Source organism: Nocardiopsis gilva YIM 90087 (assembly GCF_002263495.1).
In the GTDB taxonomy this organism is placed as follows: domain Bacteria; phylum Actinomycetota; class Actinomycetes; order Streptosporangiales; family Streptosporangiaceae; genus Nocardiopsis_C; species Nocardiopsis_C gilva.
The window spans coordinates 243885-259879 of sequence record NZ_CP022753.1; the positions used below are offsets into that span (position 1 = coordinate 243885).

Here is a 15995-nt window from a genome sequence, read left to right on the forward strand (position 1 = left end):
CGCCCGAACGGGTAGGGGCTACGGCGCGCTCTGGACATCCCTTCAGGGCGGATGATTCCATAGTGCCGTCGATTGTCAACAATCCTACAAACACACCGAACGCAGCCACAGACCCAACGACCCGTCCCAACCCCAGAGACAGAGACAGAGGTTGACGAGCATGGCTGAGCAGCCGACCCGGCTCTCCCCCGTCCTGAAGCAGGCGACCCCGGTCCTCGCCGCGCGCGGTGAGGGCGTCTACATCTACGACGAGGATGACCGCCGGTATCTCGACTTCACCGCCGGGATCGGCGTCACCAGCACGGGCCACTGCCATCCCCGCGTGGTGGAGGCGGCGCAGCGCCAGGTCGGAACGCTCATCCATGGCCAGTACACGACCGTCATGCACCGGCCACTGCTCGACCTGACCGAGCGGCTGGGCACGGTCCTGCCCGAGGGGATCGACCGGCTCTTCTACGTCAACTCCGGCAGCGAGGCCGTGGAGGCGGCACTGCGCCTGGCACGGCACGCGACGGGGCGGCAGAACGCCATCGTGTTCCAGGGCTCGTTCCACGGCCGGACCATGGGGGCGGCGTCGCTGACCACCTCGGGGGTGAAGATCCGGGCCGGGCACGGCCCGCTGATGCCGGGGGCGGTCGTCGCCCCCTTCCCCTACGCCTACCGGCTGGGCATGAGCGAGGACGAGGCGGTCGCCTACACCCTTCGGGAACTGGACTACCTGCTGGCCACGGTCACCTCGCCGAAGGACACGGCCGCGATCTTCATCGAACCGGTGCTCGGCGAGGGCGGCTATGTGCCCGCGCCGCCGGCGTTCCTGCACGGACTGCGCGAACGCGCCGACCAGCACGGGATCCTCATCGTGATGGACGAGGTGCAGACCGGGTTCGGCCGCACGGGCAAGTTCTGGGGACACGACCACGCCCGTGTCCGCCCGGACATCGTGATCACCGCCAAGGGCCTGGCCAGCGGCTTCCCCCTATCGGCGATCGCCGCCCCGGCCGCCCTGATGGAACAGGCCTGGCCGGGCTCCCAGGGCGGCACGTACGGCGGCAACGCCGTCTCCTGCGCCGCCGCCCTGGCCACCCTCGACGTCATCGAAGAGGAGAACCTCGTCGACAACGCGGCCCACATGGGCACCCGTCTCCACCACGGCCTGTCCCAGGTCGCCGAGGCCCACCCGGTCATCGGCGACGTCCGCGGCCTTGGCCTGATGATCGGCAACGAGTTCACCGCCCCAGACGGCTCGCCAGACACGGAAACCGCCACCCGCGCCCACGGCATCGCCGCCGACAACGGCCTCCTACTCCTCACGTGCGGCCCCTACGGCAACATCGTGCGGATGATCCCCCCGCTGATCGTGAACGAGGAGCAGATCGAGACCGCCACCTCCATCTGGGCTGAGGCGGTCAAACAAGCCACCGGCTGACGGCCCCCACAGCACCCCAGGAACCAGGTGCCGGGGCGCGCCCACCCGCGCGCACCCCGGCACCTCCCGCCCACACGCGCGGACACCGCGCCCTGTCGCCTGCCTCACACCTGAACCGCATCGGCGGAAAATGCGTCAAAACCTCGCCGAACACTCTGGTAGAGTCTTACTCGTCTTCAGGGAGCAGCAAGCGACCAGGGACAACACAACAGTATCTGCGCTCGTAGCTCAATGGATAGAGCATCTGACTACGGATCAGAAGGTTGGGGGTTCGAATCCTCCCGAGCGCGCAGCGGCCAAGAGGCCTGATTGGGACCCTGACCTGGGAAGACAGGTCAGGGTCTTCCTGTTCCCTCCAGCCCTTGCGAACCTCGGCCGCCCTTACGGGGACGGCAAGGGGATGGATCCGTCCCCCACCAGTCCCGAGTGCTGTCCACAGCGCGACCGCACGCACTCGTTTCATCCGCCCCGGGGACGGAAACCCACATATTCAATGTGATCCGCACCGCCCAGCGCCCCCGGGGTGCCTCACATGCGTGATCTACGCCACGCGACATGGCGGGGTCGCCCTGGATCTCTAATGCATCCGGGCACCCCATAACCCGGAAGAAGAGCCCGGCCCCGCCAGCCCAGATTCAGAACGGCGGGTTAGCGGACCGTCCGTGCGAACTGGGCATTCGGGATTCCTTTCCACCGCAGGGTCCAGCGGTGCCAGAGCCGCACAGCCGCCGGGCCGCCAAGGTCCTACACCACCGCGACGGCCCCAGCCCGGCCGTACTCGCCTCCTACGACCTGTTTGTGCTCGGCTTGGTCTGTCGGATGGTCTGGCGCTGCCCGCGTGGCCGGATGCTGGAACTGTACGACCGCAACGTCGGCGCCCGACACTTGGACCTGGGGCCTGGCACCGGTTTCTTCCTGGATCGATGCTCCTATCCGGTCACCAACCCGCAGCTGACCCTGCTGGACCTTAACGAGGACGCTCTGACCAAGAGCGGCCGACGGCTGGCGCGGTTCGACTCGGCTGGGCTGAACTTCTTGCTGCACTGTCTGCCCGGCGGTTTGGCTCACAAGGCGTCGGCCTTCGACCATGTGGCCGGATACATGTGCGAGGGTGGACGGATCTTCGGCTCCACCGTGCTGGCGCTCGGCATTGAGCGCGGGTGTCTGGCGCCTAGGGCCTGTTTTTTGAATCGGCGGGTGGAGTGGGGCTCGCGCTGGCAATCTTGGTGAGCGTGTCCGGCCGTCATGAACTCACCGATGCCGAGTGGGCCCTGCTCGCCCCGCTCATGCCCGACAACCCGCCCAAAGGCGGCCAATGGGCCGACCACCGCCGCGTCATCAACGCCGTGCTGTTCCGAACCCGCACCGGGATCCCCTGGCGTGACCTGCCCGAACGCTACGGCCCCTGGGAGACCGCGGCCGGGCGCCACCGCCGCTGGTGCCTGGACGGCACCTGGCAAAGGATCGCCGACCGGCTGCGCATCGACGCCGCCACCGGAGAAGACCTGGTGGTCGGCATCGACTCCACCAGCGTGCGCGCCCACTCCCACGCCGCCGGAGCCGCGAAAAAGGGGAAGCGGTACGGGACGAAGCGGACGGCTCGGAAGCACTGGGACGTTCCGGGGCGGGCTGACCACCAAGATCCACCTGATCGCCGACCAGCGCAGGCGGCCGCTGGTGACCGCGACCAGCCCCGGCCAGCGCGGTGACGCGCCCATGTTCGAGCCGCTGATGGTCGCCCTGCACCTGCCCCGCTCGGTCGGGCGCCCCGGACCAGGCCCGACCGGCTGCTCGCGGACAAGGCCTACTCCTCAGCGGCGATCCGCTCCCACCTGAGCAGGCGCGGTATCAAGGCGACCATTGCCCAGCCCGCCGACCAGCGGGCCAATCGCAGGCGCAGGGGATCGGCGGGCGGTCGGCCCCGGCTTTCGACCGGGGTGCCTACCGCGGCCGCAACACTGTAGAACGGGCGATCAACCTGCTCAAGCAGAACCGGGCCGTGGCCACCAGGTACGACAAGCGCGCCGCGATCTACGACGGGACCGTCCAGCTCGCCTCGATACGGATCTGGCTACGCGACCTCACCCGTTCGAAAAACACTGCCTAAGGCGCTGGAGTCGCTGAACGAGGACCGCACCATGAGCAATGCCGAAGACTCACGGGAACAACTGCACGGCGAATTGGGCAGGCGATTCACAGATTATCGGGTAACTGTCCAGGGCTCCGTCGCCCTTTTCGAAGCGACGGTAGACAGTTAGAAGATGCTACGATTACGGACAGGTTGACCAACGGGAGGATTCCTATGCGCCGGGATTCAGGTGTAACGCAAAACGGACAGCTGACCACTGCGCATCCAAGGACGACCATCCTCCATGAAGACCCTCAACATCGGAATCCTGGCCCATGTTGACGCCGGGAAGACCAGCCTTACCGAAAGACTGCTGTTCGAGACCGGAGTTATCGAAACGGTAGGTAATGTCGACAGCGGCACCACGCAGACCGACTCCATGGACATGGAGCGGAAGCGTGGTATCACCATTAGGTCGGCTGTTGTTTCGTTCCCTATCGACGACCTCGATGTCAACCTGATCGACACTCCGGGCCATGCGGATTTCATATCCGAGGTCGAACGGGCGCTCCGGGTACTGGACGGCGTGATCCTGGTGGTCTCGGCCGTGGAAGGTGTGCAGACCCAGACTCGGGTGCTGATGCGCACCCTCCAGCGGCTGGGCGTCCCCACCCTGATCTTCGTCAACAAAGTCGACAGGATGGGCGCCAGCAGCGATGTTGTCTCTGCCATCAGGCAGCGACTGACCTCACACGCCGTCGTGATGAGTGAAGTCCAATGGATCGGCACAGCTTCGGCTCAGGTGACCCCGCGGTCTTTCAGCAGCGAAGATTTCCAGGCCGAATTGGCTGATGCCTTAGCGGAGGCGGACGACGCCTTTCTCGCCGCATACTTGGAAGGCCCACACCATCTCACCGCAGAGCGGTATCGCGCTGAACTGACCGCCCACGTGTGCAGCGGACGGGTCTGCCCTATCTTCTTCGGATCGGCAGTGACCGGCGAGGGGGTGGCTGACGTGATCCAGGCCATCGGACAGCTCCTGCCGACCAACGATGGGAGCGCAGATGGCCAGCTTTTCGGGACTGTTTTCAAGATTGGGCGGGGAGCGGTCGGCGAGAAGGTCTCCTACGTGAGGCTGTGGTCGGGGTCGATGGGCCTCCGTGACCGGGTCACGTTCTACCGGCCTGGCCCCGGCGGTCAGGCCACAGAACACAGTGGAAAGATCACCGCGATGCACGTGTTCGGCCGTGGCGATCAGAAGGTGGAGACCCGATTGAGCGCCGGCGGTATCGCCAAGGTGTGGGGCCTGAAGGACGTGCTGATCGACGACCACATCGGCGCGAGCGCGAAGGGGTCTGATCAGCCCCACTTCGCGAGGCCGAGCCTGGAGAGCGAGGTACGCGCCAAACACCGCGATGACCAGCCCCATCTATATGAGGCACTGCAGCAGCTGGCTGAGCAGGACCCGTTCATCAACGTCCGCCGGGTCGATGGCCAGCAGGCCATCACCGTCTCGCTCTACGGCGAGGTGCAGAAGGAGGTCATCAAAGCGACCCTGGCCGAGCAGTTCGGGGTCAGCGTCGAATTCGGTGACACCCAGACCGTCTACATCGAGAAGGTCACCGGGGTCGGCGCCTCCGCCGAGGTCATTGACAAGCGGGGCCACAACGACTTCTACGCCACCGTCGGCTTCCAGGTCGAACCGGGCCCTCCGGGCTCAGGGGTGGTCTACCGCCTTGGCGTGGAACCCGGCTCGCTGCCCAGCGCCTTCCACACCGCCATCAGGGAGACCGTCCATCAGACGCTGCGCCAGGGCCGGTACGGCTGGGAGGTGACCGACTGCGTGGTCACGCTCACCCAATCGGGGTTCGCCGGCCCGGTCAGCACGGCCTGGGACTTTCGGGCGCTGACGCCGCTAGTGCTGATGGATGCGGTGCACAAGGCCGGAACCCAGGCGTACGAGCCGGTCAATCACTTCGAGGTGGAGACGCCGGTCAACACGCTCAGCGCGGTGCTGATGCGGCTGGCCGAAACCGGCGCGATCCCCCAGGAGCCGGTCGTCGGCGGGGACGTCTGCTGGGTGGAGGGCACCATTCCGGCCAGCCGGGTACACGAAGTCGAACGTCAGCTACCGGCGATCATGCAGAGTGAGGGCGTGTTTCTGTCCCAGTTCGAGGAGTACCGCCCCGTCACCGGGGTTGTTCCGACGCGGGCCAGGACCAACGCGAATCCGCTGGACCGCAAGGAGTACATGGCCGCGCTCTCAATCCAGCGGTCGACCGGCTAGGCAGTGTTTTTCGAACGGGTGAGGTCGCGTAGCCAGATCCGTATCGAGGCGAGCTGGACGGTCCCGTCGTAGATCGCGGCGCGCTTGTCGTACCTGGTGGCCACGGCCCGGTTCTGCTTGAGCAGGTTGATCGCCCGTTCTACAGTGTTGCGGCCGCGGTAGGCACCCCGGTCGAAAGCCGGGGCCGACCGCCCGCCGATCCCTGCGCCTGCGATTGGCCCGCTGGTCGGCGGGCTGGGCAATGGTCGCCTTGATACCGCGCCTGCTCAGGTGGGAGCGGATCGCCGCTGAGGAGTAGGCCTTGTCCGCGAGCAGCCGGTCGGGCCTGGTCCGGGGCGCCCGACCGAGCGGGGCAGGTGCAGGGCGACCATCAGCGGCTCGAACATGGGCGCGTCACCGCGCTGGCCGGGGCTGGTCGCGGTCACCAGCGGCCGCCTGCGCTGGTCGGCGATCAGGTGGATCTTGGTGGTCAGCCCGCCCGGGAACGTCCCAGTGCTTCCGAGCCGTCCGCTTCGTCCCGTACCGCTTCCCCTTTTTCGCGGCTCCGGCGGCGTGGGAGTGGGCGCGCACGCTGGTGGAGTCGATGCCGACCACCAGGTCTTCTCCGGTGGCGGCGTCGATGCGCAGCCGGTCGGCGATCCTTTGCCAGGTGCCGTCCAGGCACCAGCGGCGGTGGCGCCCGGCCGCGGTCTCCCAGGGGCCGTAGCGTTCGGGCAGGTCACGCCAGGGGATCCCGGTGCGGGTTCGGAACAGCACGGCGTTGATGACGCGGCGGTGGTCGGCCCATTGGCCGCCTTTGGGCGGGTTGTCGGGCATGAGCGGGGCGAGCAGGGCCCACTCGGCATCGGTGAGTTCATGACGGCCGGACACGCTCACCAAGATTGCCAGCGCGAGCCCCACTCCACCCGCCGATTCAAAAAACAGGCCCTAGGCCGGACGGTCACGGCAGCCGGCCTCGATCTTCCAGACGCTTGAGCCTCGTCCGCTTCACCGCCGTCCCATCCGGCCCGGTGCCCCGTCGAAGCTGTCGGCCGATCTGCCAGCATCGCACCGGACCGTCGGCTTCGCTCACCGTGGCCGACCGGTCTGGTAGTCGTCCGGCAGCGTGGGCGAGACGGCCGCCGTTTTCGGTTTCGTTGGCGGGAACCGCAGTGAGAGTGCCGCCTTCAATCGGGCGTTGACCCGGGAGTAGGGTCTGCGGATCCACCGTGAGCACAGCCGAAGGGAGATCACGACAGAGCCGTTGGGGCCGCTGGAGCTGGTCGGGGATCGATGGGCCATCGGCGATCCTGACCGGAAAGAGGGGTCGTGCCGGGTTTTCACCGCCGACGGCATGGAGCATCACAAGCTCGCGGCATCAGAGCCGCTTGCCGTCGTTCCGTGGCCCAGGTTCGTGGACGGCCCGAGAGTGAAAGCCACCGCACGAGCGTGGTCGGCCACCCGCGCCGCGGGCATACTGATCGATACTTTCGCAGATCGCAGGACGATCGCTGGCCCTCGCGCCTGCTCCGTTCACGTATACCTGCGCCATCCGTACGAGGACGTGTTGGTGAACTGCACCCATCACAAACGCCGCTACCTGTTCCGCCACATCTCCCTCCTGGACGCGTTGCTCAAGAAGACGACCGAGGCGAAGGCGGCGCACCGTCTGGGGGACCCGGAGTGGCTGGGAGAGGCGGTCACCCGCGTAGCGGCGCTGCGTTCCTGGTTGCGCCCGGATCGATCTGTAGGTGAGGTCATCGCAGACCTCGGCACATGAAGAAGTGCCGCAGGACCTTGATCGTGTTGAATGCGTGCGCACTGCGACGAGATGGAAGCCTTGATCGCTGTGATTTAGCTCGTCAGCGGCCTGAGCCACGCATCATGAGCGATTCACTGCGCATCAGAAGGTTGGGGGGTTCGACTCCTCCCGAGCGCGCAGGTAGAGGGCAGCTCTCCAGAAGAGCCGCCCTCGTTTGTGTGCACATATGGTTCACACCAGCCGCGGGCCGTCGGCCGCGCCCTCGGCGCGGCCGACGGCCCTTTCTCCGTTAGCGCCGACCATGGCGCTGGGGCGTCACTGGCACGCGCCCACCTGGACAGACTCGATCCTGTCGTTGAAGTCCCACTGCGCGCTGTCGAGGTTGTAGATCTTGGCACGGGCCGGGATCTCCCGACGCTCGCCTGAGAAGTCCTTGTTGGAGAACACACACCAGGCGTGATCCGTGTTGTTGATGAGGGAGCTCGCCGTCCTGGAGACTCCGAACGGGCGGACGTCAACCTCGCTGTACTTGAAACCGGCGAAGACGCCGTCGTAGCCCGCATGCGAGTAGAGGCACAGGCGCTCGCCGGTGCACTGCTGCGGGCTCGCGGTCGCAGCGGAGGCGGCGCCGGCCGGGAGGACGGCTACCGCGGCCGCGGCGAAGAGACCCGCTGCCAGCGCTTTTCCGAATCCACGCTTCATGCTGTTGTCCTTTCCTAGGAAGTCCAGCCGTTCGTCGTTTAGTGAAGCAGCGACTATTACCGCCGATTCACATGCCATAGCATCCCGATTTTCGGATGCCGTGGCACACGCAGGCCAAGGCACACATAGCCACACCACGAAGCCACACCCCTGCCGGGTGCGAGTTCCCCCATTTTCAAGGGATTCCCGAATGCCTTTGCAAGCGACGCACCGAGACTATCCTCGAAAACAACTGGGAGCAAGACAGAAAGAAAGGAGATTATTCAATAATCGAAACGGATAGATATTGACCGAGGAACCGCGAATAAAAAGCGAGGAGAAATAGCTGAAATGTCGACTGCCTCTCAGAACGCGAACGGCCCCGGACACACCCGAACGGGCGTGTCCGGGGCCGTCGGCGCGTAGTGACCGAGACGGGCGGTACTGCGCGCTCCCCTCCACCCTCAGTCCTTCGTAGAGAACGGCGTGAGCGGCCCGCCGAGGCGGGGCATCGAGAGGACCAGGCCGAGACCCGCATGGCCTACTGCGGACCGGTGCTCAGCCGACGGCGGGCCTGCCGGTCACCCACCAGCCGAGAACACTCCGATCCCTCGATTCCACCCAGGGGCGTTAGGCCGGGTTTCCCTGGGCTTCAGTACCTGGCGGTGTCAGGGGAAGGCATCAGGACCGTACTTCGGCCTGCTGCTTGGCAGGGGGCTGCGAGGCTGCGGCAGCGGCATCGGCGGCTACGCGGCTGCGGTGCCGACCGTCGGCCAAGCCGCACAGCAGGGCGAAGATCAGGGCGCCCGCGCCGAGCAGGGCGGCGATCCAGATGGGCGAGGTGTACCCGAGTCCGGCGCTGATGGTCATACCGCCGAGGAAGGGGCCAACGGCGTTGCCGATGTTGAAGGCGGAGATGTTGGCGGCAGAGGCCAGGTTCGGCGCGCCTTCGGCTGTGGCCATCACCTTGGCCTGCACGGGCGGAATGACCGCCGCCACCGCGGCGCCGAAGACGATGAACATGGCCACGGCTGCGACCTTGCTGTGCACGGCGAGCAGCAGCAGGAGCGAGGAGGCGGTGACCGTGATGAGGACGCCGTACACCGCTGCCATCAGCGCGCGGTCGGCGAGCCTGCCGGCGATGGGTGTACCGATGACCATGCCGACGCCGAACAGGACGAGCACGATCGGGACCGAGCTGTCGGAGAAGCCGGAGACGTCGGTGAGCATGGGAGCGATGTAGGTGACAACAGCGAGGGCGGGTGCCCAGCCAAGGGCTGTCGCGCCGTAGGCCAGCCACAGGCGGCCCCGTTTGAAGACCGCCAGCTCGCTCCGCAGGTGGGTGCCTTCCGCCACCGGCGAGAAGGGAACGAGCTTGAGAACACCGAGAAGGACGACCACACCGATGGCGCCGACGGCCCAGAAGGTGGAGCGCCAGCCCAGTGCCTGCCCCAGGGCCGTACCACCGGGAACCCCGACGACGTTGGCGATGCTCAGCCCCATGAACATGATGGCGACCGCCCTGGCCTTGCGGTCTTCGGATACGACATCGGCGGCGGCGACGGCGCCGATACCGACGTAGGCGCCGCCGACCAGCGCGGATAGGACCCGGCCCACCAGCAGCACGCCGTAGTCGGGTGCCAGGGCACTGATCAGGCTTGAAGCGACAAAGCCGACCATCAGCCACACCAGCATGGACTTGCGCGGCACTCGCGTCCCTAGTGCGGCCAGCAGCGGTGCGCCCACCACCATGCCCAGTGCGTACCCGGAGACCAGGGATCCGGCGGTCGGGATGGAGATACCGAAGTCAACGGAAATCTCGGGAAGGAGACCGGCGATGACGACTTCGGTGGTGCCGATGGCGAACGCGCCGAGTGCGAGGGCGAGCAGCGCCACGGGCATTCGGGCCCCGTTGCGGGAGCGCGTCGTCGACGTCGAATGAACATTGGACATAAAGCCACAGTCGGCGACCCGTTGAACTGGAACAACGCCGAAAAATGCAACGTTCGTCAAGCCAGGCTTACCGATCAGGTTCGCTTCGCCGCGGCAGCGTCCATACATGCCTGAACGAACATGCGAACCCTGGCGTTCTCACCTGCCGATCGCCACACGAGCCCGTACTCCAGCGGTTCGGCGCCCTCCAACGGGACGTATGTGACGCCCCGCGGCGTGTAGCGCTGGGCGACATCGGCGCCCACCGGGGAGATGCCCTTGCCGGCACCGACGAGGGCGAGAGTCTCCTGCAGCGTGGCGGCCGATTCGCCGCGCTCGATCGGCTGGCCGCTGGGGGTGCGCAGGGGCGCGTTGTGCTCCTGCCAGTACATCGGTACTTCACCGATACAGGCGAATACCTTGTTGTGGGCCAGGTCTTCCAGGGAGACCGACGTCCGCTCCGCCAGCGGGTGCCGCGAAGGCACGGCAAGCATCCGCGGTACGGAGAAGACCACAGGTCCGCGCGTGAGGTCCTGCTCGTCGATGGGAAACTGGGTGACCAGTACGTCCACGTCCCCCGCGCGCAACGGACTGATGATGCCGTTGATCTGTGTCTCTTTGATCTGGGCGTCCGTGCCGGGGTGGCGTGCGGTGAACATGCTGATCGCATCCAGGACGAACTCTCCTGCCGCGGCGCCGAGGAACCCGACGCGCAGGACTCCGTCGACGCCGCGCGCGGCGGCCTCCGCCCTGGCGATACCGTCCTTGATACGCCGGTAGCCGGGCTCGATGTCCTCGTACAGCTGCTGCCCCAGGGGCGTGATCCGGACCTTTCGGCTGGTCCGCTCGAACAAGGGGGCACCGATACCCCGCTCCAGCTTCTGGACGGTCTGGCTGACCCGGGCCCGGGAGATGAGGAGACGCTCAGCGGTACGTCCGAAGTGCAGTTCGTTGGCGAGCGTGAGGAAGACCTGGATCTCAAGCCGCTCCACTGACGTTCCCCTCGTGACACTGCGCGTCGCGTCGGCGAATATACCGGCGCCGCCCATCCACCTCTCCGGGTCGGTGTTCTGGTGGTCGAGCGGTCCTTTATGCGGCCGGGTTAATGCCCTGGTCCCTCACCAACTCGGCACCGCCAGTCCGCACGCATACCCGGGGCGGGGGACGGCCGGATCCATGCGGCCGACCGTCCCCCAGGGCGTCAGGCGGCGTCGGCCAGTAGGCCGCTGACGTTGTTGTGCAGGGCGGCACTGGAGGCGTTGAGGCCGGTGATCTCGGCGGTGACGCCGTTGCGGCGGAAGCGTTCCAGGGCCTGGTCCAGGGCGGCCACGGCCGAAGCGTCCCACACGTGGGCGCCGGAGAGGTCGATGGTGACCGTGTGGACGCCCGCTTCGCGGTAGTCGAAGTGGTGCAGGACATGGTCGCGGGAGCCGAAGAAGAGCTCGCCGTGGACGGAGTAGACGCGGGTGCCGCCCTCGGGGTCGAGGACGCTGGTCACCTCCGCGACCACGGCGGCGTGGCGGGCGAAGATGACCATCGAGGTGACGACGCCGATGCCCACGCCCAGCGCCAGGTTGTGCGTCGCCACGATGACCGCCGTGGTGACCACCATGACCAGCGTTTCGGTCCACGGCATCCTGCGCAGTGTGTAGGGGCGGACGCTGCGCCAGTCCATGGTCGTGGCGGCCACGAACACCATCACGGCCACCAGCGCTGCCATCGGAATCCCCGCCACCAGGCTGTCGAGCATGACCACGAGCACGATCAGGAACACCCCGGCCAGGAACGTCGACAGCCGGGTGCGCGCCCCCGACCGCACGTTCATCACGGTCGGCCCCACCGTGGCGCAGCCGGGCATGCCGCCGAGGAAGCCGGAGAGGATGTTGGCCCAGCCCTGGCCGCGGGCCTCGCGGGCCTTGTCGGAGTGCGTCTCGGTGTAGTCGTCCACCAGCTTGGCGGTGATGAGCGACTCGATGAGGCCCACGAGCGCGAGCGTCATCGCCGTCGGCGCGATGACCCGCAGCGTCTCCCAGCTGAGGGGGACGTCGGGGAGGAACGGCACCGGGAGGCTGTCCGGCAGCTCGCCCATGTCACCGACCGTGGGCACGTCCAGCCCCACGATCCAGGCGAAAGCGCTGAGCACGATGATGGCCACCAGCGGTGCCGGGACCGCCGTGGTCAGCCGCGGCAGCAGCAGGATGATGGCGAGCCCGGCGGCGATCATCGCGTAGACCGTCCACCCGTCGCCCGCGAAGTGCGGGATCTGCGCCGTGAAGATCATGATGGCCAGCGCGTTGACGAACCCGGTCATGACGCTCGCGGGTACAAACCGCATCAGCCGGGCGACCCCCAGCAGCCCCAGCACGACCTGGACCGCCCCGGCCAGGATGGTGGCCGCGAGCAGGTAGTCGACGCCGTACTCGCGCCCCAGCGGCGCGACGACCAGGGCCATGGCCGCGGTCGCCGACGAGATCATCGCCGGGCGCCCGCCGAGGAACGCCAGGGCGACGGCCATGGTGAAGGAGGCGTACAACCCGACGCTGGGGTCGACACCGGCGATGATCGAGAACGAGATCGCGTTCGGGATCAGGGCCAAGGCCACAACAAGCCCGGACAGGGCTTCGGCGCGCAGCACCGACAGGCTCGGAAGCGTGGTCCGCTGCCACGCCGTCCTCAGTGTGGTCATGAAGCCGCTCACTTTCGGGCAGCTCGGTGGGACCGCTCGAAGCGGTTTGCCATACATCGGTCAGGGGAGCGGGACACGGGCGCGGTCGGCCCGGATGGGATGGGGATGAATCGGGGAAAGGTCGGTCCCGCGCGCGGAGTTTCCGCGGATCCCCCTGTGCTCCGGAGACACCGTGTGCCCGAGCGGGCGGCGCCCCCGCACAGCGGGGAGGAAAAGGGAAAGCAATAGGAGCCCCGCACCGCAGCACGAAGCTCCCGTGGCGACACTACCCTCCGCCAAAGGCGGAGGTCACGCGGTTGTCCTGAGACGGTATTCACACGTTCGGGCCAGGCGAACGGGACGCTTCGGTCCCCGTGCTGACGTATGCTCCCCCGCCGCTCACCCACCCCCGCAGAGCGACGTGCTACCGCGGCGAGAACGCGGACAGAGCCCGTGCAGAGCGCCCCTCCGTAGCGTTCCTTGACGACAAAGGGAAAGAAACGGAGCGCACTAGGGGTTGAATTGGGGAGACCACGCAGTTCCCTCAGAGTCGCGATAGTCGGAGCGGGCCCGGTCGCCTGCCTTGTGGCGATCGAGCTCCGCAAGAATTCATTCCACGTCGACCTCTATGAGAAAGGGGAGGATATCCGCCGGATTCCTCCGGCGAAAGGGCATTCCTTCAATCTGACGCTCACCACGCGCGGTCTGCGGTCGCTGGACACCCGCATCGTGGATCTGCTCTACCAACGGGGCGTTCCCCTGCCGCAGCGGGTCGTGCACCACCGCGACGGCGAGCTCACCTATCAGCGGTACGGCACCGAACCCGAACACCACCTGCTCTCGATCCCGCGCGGCGTGCTCCACCGCGCCCTGCTGGACGAGGCGGCCCGCGCCGGAGCGCGGTTCCACTCCGGCCACGAGTACATCGGCGCCGACCCCAAGAACGCCACCGCCGACGAACTGGCCGCCCGGCTGCGGTCGCTCCCCGGCATCGACGTGCTGCCCCGCGCTCCGGGCCACCTTCCGGTGGTCGCTTTCCGTGCCACCGCCGACGGCTCCCGGGGCGGCCGACAGACCGAGCTCTTGTGCCGCCGGATCTGCTCACGCGGCGACGTCTACGTCGCGCCCGCCGTACTCCCCAACGAAGGCCTGGTCGTCCGGACCTGCATCATGCACCACAGGAACTCGCGCACGGTCAGCGGGCAGTCCTCACTGTCGAACGCGGCCAGGGCCAGCTCATCATCCGCGCCGACGCATCATGCGGCCCCGCACCGTGACCACGGTCCACACGATGAGCAGCGGAAGCGCGTTGAGGATCGGGCCGACGGGGGAGAACTCCTCGCCCGGTGTGCGCAGCAGGTCGGCGTGGAGCTGTTGGTTGATCGCCAGGGCGACGAAGAGCACGGCCGACACCGCGGCGACCACGGGCCAGGAGCGCACGTAGGTGTTGAGCCAGTAGCCGGTGGCCGCCCCGATCGCGGCGCGGATGAGGGTGGCCACGGCGCCGACCACCAGGGGGATGCCGATGGGGTTGTAGGTGAACGACATCTTCCAGTCGCCGCTCATCGCCGCCCACACCGACCGGGTGCCCCCGCACATGGGGTCCATGATGCCGAAGTAGTGCGCCAGGCCGTGGACGTCGACCGGCGGCAGGCCGAACACCGCCATCAGGCCGCCGAGGACGAGCCCGCCAAGGGCGGCGAGGGTGAACCAGCGGTGGGCGTCGTGGCGCTCGACGCGGAAGGCCAGGGGCCGCGTCCACGCCCTGACGCTCGTCAGGTCCCGTATGTCCGTCACTTCTCACCCCGCAGGCGCTCGATCATGCGGCGGTCGCGCTTGGTCGGGCGGCCGGCTCCCCGCTCGCGGCGGGCCACCGGCATCGCCACCTGGGGCGGCGGTGGCGGGGTGTGGTCGGTGTAGCAGCGCACCGCGATCGGTGCGCCGACGCGCTTCTCCAGGATGTGGGTGACCTCGACGATGCGGGTGGTGCCGTGGGCCTTCAGCCGGATCATGTCGCCGACGCGGACCGGCAGGGCGGGTTTGGCTGACCGGTCGTTGACCCGGACGTGGCCGCCCCGGCAGGCCTGCGCGGCTTCCGCGCGCGTCTTGAGCAGCCGAACCGCCCACAGCCAGCGGTCCACGCGCGTCGTCGGTGGCCCGGGCGGCAGGGGCCGTTGCTGCGCGGGCGGGCGCTCCGACGGCGCCCCCTCCGGCCTCCGGTCCTGTGCCTGCTGGTTATCTGGGTCGTTCACCCTCAGGTCCTTCGCGCACGCTGTCGGTCTCCGCCCGCCCCCATCCGGTGATCTCGGCAGAGTGCACGGAATTTCAGCGGTTTTCTGGTGCATTCTGCCGAGAACATCGGAGGAAAGAGCGAGGCCTCTGTCGCAACTGTAGGTGCGGAGGCGGGGGCGGTGGTAGGCGGAGGCGTCTGGAGGGGGCGCTCGGCCGGGTCAGTCGCGCGCCGCGTACTCCGATCGGGGCGCACGCTCCTCGGAGGTCTCGGGTGCGCGGCCGTACCAGGGCCACCAGTTGGTGGTCCTTCCTTCGGGGATCATGCGGTCCAGGCGGATGGTGAGCGCCAGGGCGAAACCCCCGGCGATCATGCCGGTGACCAGGTCGGTGAACCAGTGGAAGTGCAGGTAGGCCGAGACCATCGACTGCAGGATCGCGATGCCGACGATGCAGTAGCCCAGGCGGCGGACGATGTGCGGGCGCACCGCGCGATAGCGGATAAGCAGGAACAGCACGAGCCCGTAGATGAGCGTGGCGTTGGCACCGTGGCCGGAGGGGAAGGACACCCCGCCCTGGTCGCCGAAGAACACCGGGTCGTAGGTCCGCGGATGGTTGCGGGCCAGCAGCAGCTTCATCGACGCCACCAGACACACCATCCCGAAGACGCCGCCCACGCCCAGGACGACCGGCCGCCACGAGCGGTGCCAGTAGGCCAACTGGAACGTGGTCGCGGTGAGCACGGGCAGTGCCACGGCACGCGAGGCCACCGTGTCGGGCCACAGGATGAGGAACTGCCGTATCTCGTCCCAGTAGGGCCGGGGCGCGGTGTTCACGAAGTTGTCGATGGGGTGCAGCGGCCCCGCCGAGAGCACCGTCATGGTGATCAACGCCACGGCCAGAATGATCGCGGTCTTGTCCGACGCCAGGCCCCACGCGATCTCACTGACACTTGGCCAGGCCACC

At 67.6% G+C, this 15995-nt stretch carries 12 protein-coding genes, 1 tRNA gene and 2 pseudogenes; 6 read left to right on the forward strand and 9 right to left on the reverse strand.

All coding sequences use genetic code 11. The features are described 5' to 3' along the window. Positions 1–160: 160 nt before the first annotated feature. The 5 genes and pseudogenes from CDO52_RS01410 to CDO52_RS01430 all read left to right on the forward strand — a co-directional run bounded on the left by CDO52_RS01410 (position 161) and on the right by CDO52_RS01430 (position 5781). Entirely contained in the window at positions 161–1426 is a 1266-nt protein-coding gene (locus CDO52_RS01410) for an aspartate aminotransferase family protein (RefSeq protein WP_017619644.1), read from the forward strand. A 217-nt stretch (positions 1427–1643) separates the two neighbouring features. After that, positions 1644–1716: transfer RNA gene (locus CDO52_RS01415), tRNA-Arg, on the forward strand. Positions 1717–2134: 418 nt separating this feature from the next. Next, complete coding sequence (locus CDO52_RS01420) at positions 2135–2656, forward strand: class I SAM-dependent methyltransferase (protein WP_094932169.1); 522 nt, start codon at positions 2135–2137, stop codon at positions 2654–2656. A 56-nt stretch (positions 2657–2712) separates the two neighbouring features. Then, positions 2713–3533 (forward strand): annotated as a pseudogene (locus CDO52_RS01425) (IS5 family transposase). A 265-nt stretch (positions 3534–3798) separates the two neighbouring features. Next, on the forward strand, positions 3799–5781 hold the full coding sequence (locus CDO52_RS01430) for an elongation factor G (protein WP_017621924.1): 1983 nt from the start codon (positions 3799–3801) through the stop codon (positions 5779–5781). Here CDO52_RS01430 and CDO52_RS01435 read toward each other — a convergent pair. After that, positions 5778–6597: pseudogene (locus CDO52_RS01435) on the reverse strand (IS5 family transposase). The gene CDO52_RS01430 and the pseudogene CDO52_RS01435 overlap by 4 nt on opposite strands. 427 nt (positions 6598–7024) lie before the next feature. Between CDO52_RS01435 and CDO52_RS27955 the strand changes: the two are divergent. After that, entirely contained in the window at positions 7025–7540 is a 516-nt protein-coding gene (locus CDO52_RS27955; RefSeq protein ID WP_017620472.1) for a hypothetical protein, read from the forward strand. A gap of 297 nt (positions 7541–7837) precedes the next feature. On the opposite strand, the gene CDO52_RS01445 is transcribed toward CDO52_RS27955, so the two are convergent. From CDO52_RS01445 to CDO52_RS01480, 8 genes are all read right to left on the reverse strand, one after another. Next, a complete protein-coding gene (locus CDO52_RS01445) occupies positions 7838–8224 on the reverse strand; it encodes a peptidase inhibitor family I36 protein (RefSeq protein WP_017620473.1) in 387 nt (128 codons plus the stop codon). A 660-nt stretch (positions 8225–8884) separates the two neighbouring features. Next, positions 8885–10156, reverse strand: a complete 1272-nt coding sequence (locus tag CDO52_RS01450) for an MFS transporter (protein ID WP_152471795.1) — start codon at positions 10154–10156, stop codon at positions 8885–8887. 74 nt (positions 10157–10230) lie between these two features. Next, positions 10231–11127 (reverse strand): LysR family transcriptional regulator, encoded by an 897-nt coding sequence (locus CDO52_RS01455; RefSeq protein ID WP_017620475.1) that lies wholly within the window; start codon positions 11125–11127, stop codon positions 10231–10233. Between the two features lie 209 nt (positions 11128–11336). Continuing rightward, complete coding sequence (locus CDO52_RS01460; RefSeq protein ID WP_026126128.1) at positions 11337–12821, reverse strand: SulP family inorganic anion transporter; 1485 nt, start codon at positions 12819–12821, stop codon at positions 11337–11339. 588 nt (positions 12822–13409) lie between these two features. After that, positions 13410–13820, reverse strand: coding sequence for a hypothetical protein (locus CDO52_RS01465; RefSeq protein ID WP_017620477.1), 411 nt, complete (start codon positions 13818–13820; stop codon positions 13410–13412). A 219-nt stretch (positions 13821–14039) separates the two neighbouring features. Continuing rightward, positions 14040–14597 carry a DUF2752 domain-containing protein gene (locus tag CDO52_RS01470; protein WP_017620478.1) on the reverse strand — a complete coding sequence of 186 codons (558 nt, stop codon included), beginning with the start codon at positions 14595–14597 and terminating at the stop codon, positions 14040–14042. Further along, the gene (locus CDO52_RS01475; RefSeq protein ID WP_026126129.1) at positions 14594–14968 is read right to left on the reverse strand and encodes an RNA-binding S4 domain-containing protein; all 375 of its coding nucleotides are present in this window, start codon (positions 14966–14968) and stop codon (positions 14594–14596) included. Before CDO52_RS01475 ends, CDO52_RS01470 begins: the two co-directional genes overlap by 4 nt. Positions 14969–15250: 282 nt before the next feature. Continuing rightward, positions 15251–15994, reverse strand: a complete 744-nt coding sequence (locus CDO52_RS01480) for a phosphatase PAP2 family protein (RefSeq protein WP_017620480.1) — start codon at positions 15992–15994, stop codon at positions 15251–15253. Between the last annotated feature and the right edge of the window lies 1 nt (position 15995).